The sequence below is a fragment of the Gordonia asplenii genome (assembly GCF_012933505.1).
In the GTDB taxonomy this organism is placed as follows: Bacteria; Actinomycetota; Actinomycetes; order Mycobacteriales; family Mycobacteriaceae; genus Gordonia; species Gordonia asplenii.
Window position 1 is genome coordinate 1 of sequence record NZ_JABBNB010000061.1, and the last position, 10,463, is coordinate 10,463.

Annotated in this window: 9 protein-coding genes and 1 rRNA gene; all 10 read right to left on the reverse strand. The window is 67.2% G+C overall.

Features of this window, described 5'->3' with window-relative positions:
• Positions 1-97: 97 nt before the first annotated feature.
• Positions 98-1,015 (reverse strand): copper transporter, encoded by a 918-nt coding sequence (locus tag HH308_RS29070; RefSeq protein WP_170197783.1) that lies wholly within the window; start codon positions 1,013-1,015, stop codon positions 98-100.
• A 1-nt stretch (position 1,016) separates the two neighbouring features.
• Complete coding sequence (gene steA, locus HH308_RS29075; RefSeq protein WP_170197784.1) at positions 1,017-2,204, reverse strand: putative cytokinetic ring protein SteA; 1,188 nt, start codon at positions 2,202-2,204, stop codon at positions 1,017-1,019.
• A 125-nt stretch (positions 2,205-2,329) separates the two neighbouring features.
• A complete protein-coding gene (locus HH308_RS29080; protein WP_170197785.1) occupies positions 2,330-3,403 on the reverse strand; it encodes a DUF2382 domain-containing protein in 1,074 nt (357 codons plus the stop codon).
• Positions 3,404-3,453: 50 nt separating this feature from the next.
• Positions 3,454-3,882 carry a YsnF/AvaK domain-containing protein gene (locus tag HH308_RS29085; RefSeq protein WP_170197786.1) on the reverse strand — a complete coding sequence of 143 codons (429 nt, stop codon included), beginning with the start codon at positions 3,880-3,882 and terminating at the stop codon, positions 3,454-3,456.
• A complete protein-coding gene (recN, locus tag HH308_RS29090; protein ID WP_170197787.1) occupies positions 3,869-5,707 on the reverse strand; it encodes a DNA repair protein RecN in 1,839 nt (612 codons plus the stop codon). The genes HH308_RS29085 and recN overlap by 14 nt, the downstream gene beginning before the upstream one ends.
• Before the next feature lies 1 nt (position 5,708).
• Positions 5,709-6,677, reverse strand: coding sequence for an NAD kinase (locus HH308_RS29095; protein WP_312870891.1), 969 nt, complete (start codon positions 6,675-6,677; stop codon positions 5,709-5,711).
• A gap of 53 nt (positions 6,678-6,730) precedes the next feature.
• Positions 6,731-7,552 carry a TlyA family RNA methyltransferase gene (locus HH308_RS29100; protein ID WP_170197789.1) on the reverse strand — a complete coding sequence of 274 codons (822 nt, stop codon included), beginning with the start codon at positions 7,550-7,552 and terminating at the stop codon, positions 6,731-6,733.
• Entirely contained in the window at positions 7,542-7,799 is a 258-nt protein-coding gene (locus HH308_RS29105) for a hypothetical protein (RefSeq protein WP_211188984.1), read from the reverse strand. Before HH308_RS29105 ends, HH308_RS29100 begins: the two co-directional genes overlap by 11 nt.
• Before the next feature lie 11 nt (positions 7,800-7,810).
• Positions 7,811-9,766, reverse strand: a complete 1,956-nt coding sequence (locus HH308_RS29110) for an HAD-IIA family hydrolase (protein ID WP_312870892.1) — start codon at positions 9,764-9,766, stop codon at positions 7,811-7,813.
• Between the two features lie 437 nt (positions 9,767-10,203).
• Positions 10,204-10,320 (reverse strand): 5S ribosomal RNA (gene rrf, locus HH308_RS29115).
• Positions 10,321-10,463: the final 143 nt, after the last annotated feature.

The window sequence follows — 10,463 nt, forward strand, 5'->3', positions numbered from 1 at the left end:
GTGGCGCTCCGATCCAGCTCAACCAGCGGCGGTGGCGCTCCGGTCCGGCTCAACCAGCAGTGTGGCGAGTCCGCCCTCAGCACTGACCAGCACCCTCTCAGGAACTCGGGGTGATGGCTCGTGCTCCCGGTCCGGTGCCATAGGCACCCGGCTTGCCGTGTAGGTCACCCGCCAGGGCGAGAACCGTCGTCACCCGCCCCATCTGTTGATCGACGTTGTCGACGGTCGAGATCTCGTTGCGCAGCGACGGGTCTGCGCGGATCACCGCGATCGGCGAGCCGCCTTCGGCAGATCCGGTGCGGCCCAACAGGATTCCGGCGCCGGTGCGCCGCGCCATGGCGGCGGCGAGGTTGGCGGTGAGCTGGCCTTGCGCCCCCGAGCTCGTCGGATAGGCGTCGCCGGTGACCACCACCACGGCACGTCCGGTGCCGACGGCGTTGTCGGTGTAGGTGATGTACCCACCTTCGCGCAACGCCGCGAGACCGTTGACTACGTCGTTGCGCGACGCCGTAGCCACTCCGGTGGCGCTCAACGTCAATGTGCCCAGCAGATCACCGACCCGCCCGCCGGAGTCGGTCAGCTCCGGCCGCAGCGAGGCGCCCGCCGGAATGGACTGGTCGATGATGGTTCGCAGCTTCTCCGCCGATTGATCGCCGAGAAGCTGATCGGTCAGCCCGATCTGCCCGGAGAACTTGGCGCCGGCCGCGGTCAACGCTTCTTTGACGGCGGCGACGTCGCCGTCGGCGGCGTTGGGCGCGGTCACCACGATCACCGACGATCCGGCGAGCTTGCCCGCGAGCAACTGGGGCGATACGGCTGCGACAAAACTGTTACCCGCGTTCACCTGTGTGTTCAGTTTGTCGCGCTGTGCTTCGAGGTCACCGATCCGGTCACGCGACGTTCCGGTCGCCGAGTTGACCTTGTCGCCGATGAACCCCGACCCCAGGAACAAGCCGAGTGTCAGCGCGAGAAAGATCGCGACGATGGAAATGGCGTGTTGACGCAGTGAGATCAATTTATCGATTCCACACCGTTTGGATCCACGCGACGAATGAATTCCATTGGTCCACAATCCATTCGGTCACCACCGAGCCGCTCGACGACAACATGACCGCGGCGATGACGGCGACCAGCGCGGCCAGCACGACGAGCGCGATCGCGACACCGGAGACCCGGCTGCGGTAGAGGGTGGCGATCGCCGAGGCGTCGACGAGTTTCGGCCCGACCTTGAGCCGGGTCAGGAACGTCGACGGGTTACTCTCCCGGCGCGACCGGTCGAAGAAGTCGTCGAGACCGCCGCCGTAACCTGCGGTGACGATCAGTTCCGCTCCGTGATGGTCGGCGACCAGCAGCGCGAGGTCGGCAGCCGAACCGGCGGCCGGGAACGTCGTCGCGCCGACGCCGAGGTCCTGAATCCGCTCCAGACCGGGTGCGTGGCCGTCGGGGTCGGCGGGCAGGATCACCTGCGCACCCGACTTCAGGGTGTCGTTGGAGATCTCCTCGGGATCGCCGACGATGATCTGCGCCTTGTAGCCCGCTTTGGCCAAGGTGTCGGCGCCACGGCCGACGCCGATCAGCACCGGCGTGTACTCCTTGATGAACGACCGCAGCGAACGCAGCTGCGCGGCATGCGACGCACCGTCGGCGACGATCACCACATGCCTGCCCGCCAGCGACGCGTCGACGTCGGGCACGCCCACTCCGTCGATCAGCAGCGGCGATTCGCTGCGAATGAATTCGATGGTGTTGCCGGAGAACGCTTCGAGATGGTCGACGAGCCCGGATTTGGCGTCGATCATCATGTCGGCGATCTCTCGCTCGCCGAGTTCGGTGCCCTTGGCCAGGCGACGCTCGCCGATGTAGAGCTTGTCGTTGTCGATGCGCAGCTTGGCGCCGTCTTTGACCCGCTTGAACACCTCCGGGCCGACGTCGTCGAGCAGCGTGATGCCCGACGCCGCGAGCACTTCCGGCCCCAGATTCGGGTAGCGCCCGGAGATCGACGGCGACGCGTTGACGACGGCGACGACATTGGCCTCGACGAGGGCGTCGGCGGTCACTCGATCGAGGTCGACCTCGTCGAGGATGGCGATGTCGCCGGGGCCGACCCGCTCGACGAGCCGCTTGGTGTTCTTGTCGATCCTGGCGATTCCGATGACACCAGGAAGTTCAACGGTGGTACGGGCGAGCAAAGCAGGCATCTTCATGACGCCCATCATCGACCGACGCACCCGCTACGACGCGGAGGCGCGCCGTAACATTAGCCACTTTTGTCACACAAGTAACTCTGGTGATGAGCCACCAGCAGGTCGAACCCCGACCGACCCGACGACTAGTCCTTGTCGGTCAAGTGTTGCGCGACGACGTGGCCGTAGGTGTCACCGTCGGGCCGCGAGGCGTCGTAGGCCTGCTCATTGACTTCGAGCTCTTCGCGGCGAGTCTGACCGGTGACCCGCTGAGTGGTCGTGTGGCGTTCCTTGCCCACCTCGACCTGCCCGACGCGGCGCACCCGCTTGCCGACCTCGACCTCTTCGCCCTTGAGTTCGATCTCGAAGACGCCTTCCTCGAAGGCGTAGTCGACATCGGCGTCCTCGTCGAGGTCGACGCGGTTGACCGTCACCTTCTCGGTGAACAGGTCGACATCGACGGCCTTGTCTTCGACGAGCACCTTCTTCGCGACCTTCACCACGCCGGTCGCGACCGGACGCTTGGCTGCGATCAAGTCCTCGGCGTGCAGGTGGATGGTCTGTCCACCGGGGGCCGGAGTTCCGGTCGCCGCGGCCGGCTGGGCCGGCTCCGGGGTGGCCTCCGCGGCGGTGTCGACAGCGGCTGCGGGAGTCTCGGCTGCCGCCGGCTCGTCCTTCCCGGCCAGCAGGCCGACCGGTGCGGGAGCCGGTTCCGGCTCGGGGGTCGGCTCGGGAACCGCGACGGGCTCCGGCGCAGCGGGTTCGGCGACCGCTGCCGGTTCCGGACTCCGCTCGGGTTCGGGAGCCGCGACGGGTTCGGGCGTTGCGACGGGCTCGGAGGTCGCGGCAGGCTCGGGAATTGCGGTGGGCTCGGGTACCGCAACGGGCTCGGGTACTGCAACGGGCTCGGGCTCGACGACGTGCGCGGGCGCCGGAGCCGCAGTCGCGGGAGCCGACGGTGCCGGAGCAGCCGCTGGCGGCTCGCCGACCTTGGCGTAGTCCCCCGCCGCGACGTCGGCCGCGGTCTTGCCGAGCCGGATGAAGTCCGGCTCGAACGCGGCCACGCCGCTTTCGGTCAGCAGCATCTGCGAACCGGAATTGGTGACGTTGACGACGAGGTCCTCACCGATCGTCGAATCCACCGTGCCCACTTCGGCGCCATCGCGGGAGACCACCGGGGTCCCCACCTTGATGTCGTACCCGGCGAACGTCACAATCATCTCGTCGATCCTCTCAGCGTTGCGTATGTCGCGTCGTCGTTGATCATTGCTCAAACAATATCGTTGGATTGTTGGCTGTGTTTCCCGGGTTTAGTGTTTACATCAATTTCGGTCACTTCGACCCGTTCGCGACGAACTGTCGCCGGAACTGAAACCGTTTCGGTACCGCGCACCCGCCGAATGCGGACTTCCTCGCGCACCACAAGTCTTTTGGTGACGATCAATTCCTCTTCGACCACCGGAACGACATACGTGTCGCCGTCCCAATAGGGTTCCGGCGCGCTCGTCACCACCCGATTGTCGACGGCGACGCGGGTCACGTCGGCGTGCTCACGCTCGACGTCGACGTTCACCTCGGCCGATTCGGTCTCGATCGTCTTGCGCACCTGCGCTTTGCCGGTGACGACCTCACGCTTCTCGGCCGTCAGAAATTCGGCGTGCAGTGCGACGGTGACGACGTCGGGATCAGCTTCCGGCATTGGTTTCCTTCCGTACGCTTCGATACTGTTCGGCGGTCGTCAGCAACTCTTCGGCATGCGCCCGACCGGTGTCGGAATCGCCGAGGCCGGCCAGCATTCGGGCCAATTCGCCGATCCGTTCATCTCTGGTCAGGGTACGGACCGTCGAGGTATGACCACCCGGCGAGCGTTTCGTGCCCGAGGCGATGTTCTTTCCGATGACGACGTGATTGTCGGCGAAGGCGGCGACCTGCGGCAAGTGCGTGACGACGATCACCTGGTGTTTGAGGGCCAGCCGTGCGAGCCTGCGGCCGATCTCGACCGCCGCACCACCGCCGACGCCGGCGTCGACCTCGTCGAACACCATGATCGACCCGCCCTCGGGTGCGGCGAGCACCACTTCCAGCGCGAGCATCACCCGCGACAGCTCACCGCCCGACGCCGACCGTGCGATCGGCAGCGGCACCGCGTCGGCGTGGGCGCGCAGGGAGAACTCGACGACGTCGGCGCCCGACGAACCCGCCCGGGCCGCTACCGTGCCATCCGCCCCGGTCACCGGAATCGTGGGATCGTCCGACGACCCGGAATCGTCGGACCCGACGGCGTCGTAGCGGACGTCGACGACCAGCGCCGCGCCACCCATCGCGAGACCCAGCAACTCCGCACTGACCTGCTTGGCCAGCGACTTCGCCGCGGTGACCCGCTGATCGTGCAGCTTCGACGCCGCTGCGGCGACGTCGTCGCGCGCCGCGGCCACCGACGCTTCGAGTTCGTCGATCGACTCGGCCGGGTTGTCGATCTCGGCGAGCCGCGCCTGTGCCGTGGTGTACCACTCCAGGACACCGTCGATGTCGGCCGCATACTTGCGGGTCAGCGAGCGCAAATCGTGCTGGCGGGTGAGCAGCTGTTCCAGTTCGCCCGCGTCGGTGGGCAGGTCCGACATGAACGAGGTCAACTCGTCGCCGATGTCGGAGACCACGGCGAGCGCCTCGGCGACTCGCGGTAGCAGCCCGCGCAGTGTCTCGTCACCCGAGGCCTCCAGGACGCTGCGCACGTAGCCGAGGCCTTCGATCACCGAGCCGCCGTCGGAATTCACATCCCCCACGACGGTGCCCTGCGCGCCGGCCGCGGCGGTGCGTATGGTCTCCAGGTCCGACAGCCGCCGGATGGTCGCGACCAGCTCGACGTCCTCGGCCGGTTGGGGATCCACCGCGGCGATCTCGTCGACGGCGAACCGCAGGCGGTCGGTCTCCTGCGCCAGTTCACGGGAATTAGCCCGACGCTGCGCCAGATCGGCGGAGAGTTCCAGCCAGTGATTGCGGGCTTTCTGATAGGCGCGCAGCGAGCGCGCCACGTTCTTACCCGCGAACCGGTCGAGCGCGGCACGCTGTTGCGCACCTTTCAGCAGCCTGAGCTGGTCGTTCTGGCCATGAATGGTCAGCAGGCGGCTCGTCATCCGCCCCATCAGCCCCACCGGCACCGAACGCCCACCCACATGAGCGCGGGAGCGGCCGTCGGCCGACACCGAACGCACGGCGATGACCGAATCGTCGTCGTCGACGTCGGCACCCGCCGACTCCAGCAGCTCGGCGAGTTCCGGGTCGGTAGTCGCTTCGCCCTCGGCCAACGGGTTGACCAACCGGAACCGGCCCTCGACGGTGGCCTTCTCGTGCCCGACCCGTACCCGGGTCGGGTCGGCGCGGGCGCCGGAGAGCAGATGCAGGCTGGTGACCACCATCGTCTTGCCCGCGCCGGTCTCACCGGTCAGCACGGTGAATCCGGGATGGAATTCGGCCGAAGCCTCTTCGATGACGCCGAGGCCGCGGATCGACAATTCTTCGAGCACGTCAGACCTTTCTTCCGCGCCAGCCGGTCACCGGCAGGTCGAACTTCGTCACCAGGCGATCGGCGAACGGATCGGAGTCGATGCGAACCCAGTGGACCGGCCGCGAACCACGTCGCACTTCGACGCGGGCACCAGCGGGGACATCGATCACGCGCCGACCGTCGCACAGCGCGACGGCGGCACGACCCTCCTTGTCGATCTCGATGGCGATCTTCGACCGCGGGCTCGTCACCATCGGACGCGCGAACAGTGCATGGGCATTGCTCGGCACGATCAAGATGGCCTCGAGGTCGGGCCACATCACCGGCCCACCCGCCGAGAACGCGTACGCGGTGGACCCGGTCGGCGTCGACACCAGCAGCCCGTCGGCGCCGAATGCCGACACCGGTCGGCCGTCCACCTCGGTCAGCAATTCCAGCACGCCCTGATTGGTGCGGTTCTGGATCGCGACTTCGTTGAGGGCCCACGTCCGCACCACGGCCGTGTCCGCCGAGGCCGATGGGTTGATCACCGCCACGTCGAGAGTCATGCGCGCCTCGATCCGATAGTCGCGCGCGATAAGCCGTTCCATCACTTCTTCGACCCGATTGGCCTCCGCCTCGGCGAGAAAACCGATGCGCCCCAGGTTGATGCCCAGCACCGGAACCGACTCCGGGTAGGCCAGTTCGGCGGCACGCAGGAAAGTACCGTCGCCGCCGAGCACGATCACCAATTCGCAGCCGTGCGCCGACGCCGTGTCGACCTCGGTCACCTCGACCTCTGCCCCGAGAGCACGCAGATGGTCGGGGTCAACGGGATGGCCCGCGGGATCGTTGTGCCCGACGGCCGCCGAATCGTGTTCCATCGTGTCGAAATCCACGATGCGCAGCTTCACTCCGGCACCGGCACACGCCCGCGCAATCGCATCCAGCGTGACGGTCACCGCTTCCCGGCCGGTATGTGCGACCACTAGGAACTCACGCGTGGCCACCGATTCATCTCCGCCCGACACTTGTTTCCTCCCGACACCTGTAGCCCGGCACTCTATTGCGGTCCCTGTTCGACCGCGGTCGCGATCATTGTCTCCACAGACTCTGATAATTGCTCGCCGGGCGGCTCTTTGCGCAGCCAGACGAAGTATTCGACATTGCCCGACGGCCCCGGAAGCGGACTCGCCACTACGCCGCGCAGCTGCAGACCGAGGCGCTGCGCGTCGCCGATCACCTCGCGTACCGCGCTCATCCGCAACTGTGGGTCGCGCACCACGCCGCCCGCGCCGACACGGTCCTTGCCGACTTCGAACTGCGGCTTGACCATCGGCAACAGGTCGCCGCCGTCGGCGGTGCATGCCGCGAGGGCGGGCAGCACCAGCTTCAGCGAGATGAACGACAGGTCGGTGACCGTCAGGTCTGCTTGTCCACCGATGATTTCCGGCGTCAGCGAGCGCACATTGGTACGGTCGTGCACGATTACCCGCGGGTCATTGCGCAGTCGCCAGATCAGCTGCCCGTAGCCGACGTCGGCGGCGACGACCTCTCGCGCGCCCTCGCTGAGCAGCACATCGGTGAAGCCGCCGGTCGACGCCCCGGCGTCGAGGCACCTCTTGCCCGCAACGCGCACGCCGCTTGGACCGAACTCGCCGAGTGCGCCGAGGAGTTTGTGGGCGCCGCGCGACGCCCACTCCACTTCGACGGCGGCGACGATCACGGGGGTGTCGCGGGTGATGTTGGTCGCCGGCTTGGTCGCCTGCGTGCCGTTGACCTTCACCTCGCCGTTGCCGATGAGTTCACGCGCGTGCTCACGCGATCGCGCGAGCCCACGCCGCACCAACTCGGCGTCGAGGCGGGCACGCGGGTTAGGTGGCACGATCGACGTCTTCGAGGGCCACCGACAAGACCTGATGCGCTTGTTCGAGGAGAACCGCCTGACGTTCCAGCGCCCCGAGGTCGACCCCGTCGCCACCGGACTGCGACGACGTCGCGCGCACCGCGTCGACCTGCGCGAGCAACTCATCCACCCGCTGCACCACAGCGTCGGGCGATGCCGTCGGCGCGGGATCAGGCCGCCGGGAGATGTCCGAAGGCTTAGGCGGTCCGGGTACGGGAGAAGTCATCGCCTCCTACGCTATCGCACGCCCAGCGCGTCGAGCAGGCCGCGTACCCGGTCGTCGGAGGTGGTGATCGTCACGACCACGTCGGACTCAGACTCGTTGCCGCCCTGTGCATCCAGCGCGGACCAGGTGGCTGCCGCCAGTGCCGGCAGCAGTGCGGCGTCGACCGCATCCGGTGCAGCGGACACGTCGACGCTGATCTCGTTCTCACGCCGCTCGACCACGACGGTCCACCCCGGCTGTTCGCCGATGCGCGCGGTGTCCGGCGCGCTCAGCAGCCCGCGCAGATCGTCGACGACGTACGTCGGGCGCTGTTCGGGAATGGCAACCAGCAGGTGCGACGCCGTCGTGACGCCGGTCAGGACGACCGCGCTGTCGACGCCGACGGTTACGGCGCCCTCGATATCGGTGTCCAGTCGATCGCCCACCACGAGCGGATGCGTCGATGCCGACCGTTCGATGGCGTCGGCCATCAACGGCGCCGCGGGCTTGCCTGCGACGAGCGGAGTCTTGCCGGTCGCGTTGGCCACCGCGGCGACCATCGAGCCGTTGCCGATCAGGAATCCCCGTTCGGACGGCAGCGTCGGGTCGATGTTGCATGCCACCCAGAGGGCCCCGTTGTTGATCGCGAGGACCGCCTCGGACAGGATCGCCCAGTCCGTAGTCGGCGAATGTCCCTGAATCACGGCATCGGGCCGATCGTCGGCGCTGCGTGTGACGCCGATTCCGACCTCGCGGACCTCCTGCGCCAAACCGTCGGTCCCGACGACGAGCGCCCGCGAACCCGGGCGCAGCTGCTGTCCGAGCATCCGCGCCGCGGCCTGTGCACTCGTCACGACCTGATCGGCGACGGCTTCGAAGCCCAGCTCCGTCAGATGAGCAGCGACGTCGGGGGCACGGCGACTGGCATTGTTTGTGACGTAATAAGCGGGAACGCCGACGGTGGCGAGCGCCTCGACAGCACCCGGCAATGCCTCGGCCCCGGCGAAGACCGTTCCGTCCAGATCCAGCAGCAGCGCGTCATATCCACTCGCCAACGATGCGACGACCGGCTCGGGTGTCGGCGTCTCGGCTTCGACCTGTTCGACGCCGCCGTCCGCGTCGGACTCCTCCGCCGACTCGGATGCGCTCGATCCCACCTCGGCCTCTGCAGATTTTTCCGAGACCTCCCGCACAGGTTCGGCCTGGACCTCGTCAGCCGACTCTAGAATCTCCGTCGGGGCGGATGCGGCGGGCCGCTCGTCGGCGGGCTCAGTAGTCTCAGTCGGCGCCGGTGCGGCCCGACGCGCTTCGGCAGGCTCAGAAATCACCGGCGCGGGTGCAGTCTGTTCGTCGACGCCGGGCTCCACCAGGTCGACGCCGTCGGCCAGCTCGACGAGGCGGTCCTCGGCGTCAGTGATGTCTTCGATGTCGGCCGACGCGGCGTTCATGAACCACGTGACGGCGTCGTCACGTCGACCCGCAGCGAGCAGCGCAGTCGCGTATGCGTAGAAGAGTCGCGCCGGACCGTCACCAGTCTGGCCGGGCTTGAGATTCGCCGCCTGAAGTGTGACGACCGCTTTCTCCGGCTCACCGAGATCGAGACGAGCACCAGATTCGACGATGAGCATCTCGGTGGCCTCTTCGCCGGTCAGAGCGCGCCCCTCCGCGCTGCGCGCGAGGTCGATAGCCCGATCGGGACGCCCGAGTCCGCGCTCGCTGTCGGCGATCAACGGAAGGAGTGCATTACTGCCGGTGAGACGTCGCGCAGTTCGCAGTTCGCCGAGGGCTTCCTGCCACTCGCCGGCGGTATATGCCGCGATTCCTGCGGTTTCACGCACGACGCCGACTCGGCCCGCACGTTCGCGTGCCGCTCGCGCATGCGCTAGCGCTGCGGTGGGATCCTCACCGAGGAGATTCATCACCATCACCAGATGTCGTGCCACCTGCTCCGCATTGGCCTTGTCGAGACTGAGAAGGTCGCGCCGCACCTCGGGATCGAGGTCGGCTGCGGTTACCTCGTCGGGAATGGCCGGCTCGTCGGTCCGAACGGTTCCGCGGGTATTGGGCCGATCGCGATCACGCGGGCCGCGGTTGCTCCGTTCCGGTCGCCCAGCGGACCGACCACTGCCGCTGGTACCGCCTCCGCCCCGATTCCCGTAGGCGCGGCTGTCGCCACGCCCGGTGCTTGACCGCCCGGAGTTCGACCGATCCGAATAGCTGCGATCCGAACTCGACCGATCCCGACCCGAACGATCGGAGTTCGAACGGTCTGCGCTCGACCGACCGCTTCCGCCGCGGCCGCCGCCTCGACTCGAACTGTCGCGCCGATCCCTGGAGCTGTCCGTCATCGCCAACCAATCATATTGAAGAGCATGTCACACATTTAGGCCCCCTGACGTGGTCAGGGGGCCTAAATTGGGTTGTTGTTCGGCGGTGTCCTACTCTCCCACACCGGTTAGAGTGCAGTACCATTGGCGCTGGTGGGCTTAGCTTCCGGGTTCGGAATGGGTCCGGGCGTTTCCCCGCCGCTATAGCCGCCGAAACAGTGTGAAACAGTCGCACGCTGACGCGTGGTGTGTTGTTTCAGAATCGTATAGTGGATGCGCCACCCACAGGGGGTGGTCGTGTCAATGCGTGCCTTACTTGTTGCAACGGCCCCAACACTCAAAACTAGAGTGCAACAAT

Excerpts from the sequence above, each read along its gene's own strand:
- HH308_RS29080 (WP_170197785.1), bottom strand. The coding sequence starts at position 3,403 with ATGATTGTGACGTTCGCCGGGTACGACATCAAGGTGGGGACCCCGGTG.
- steA (WP_170197784.1), bottom strand. The coding sequence starts at position 2,204 with ATGAAGATGCCTGCTTTGCTCGCCCGTACCACCGTTGAACTTCCTGGT.
- HH308_RS29085 (WP_170197786.1), bottom strand. The coding sequence starts at position 3,882 with ATGCCGGAAGCTGATCCCGACGTCGTCACCGTCGCACTGCACGCCGAA.
- HH308_RS29105 (WP_211188984.1), bottom strand. The coding sequence starts at position 7,799 with ATGACTTCTCCCGTACCCGGACCGCCTAAGCCTTCGGACATCTCCCGG.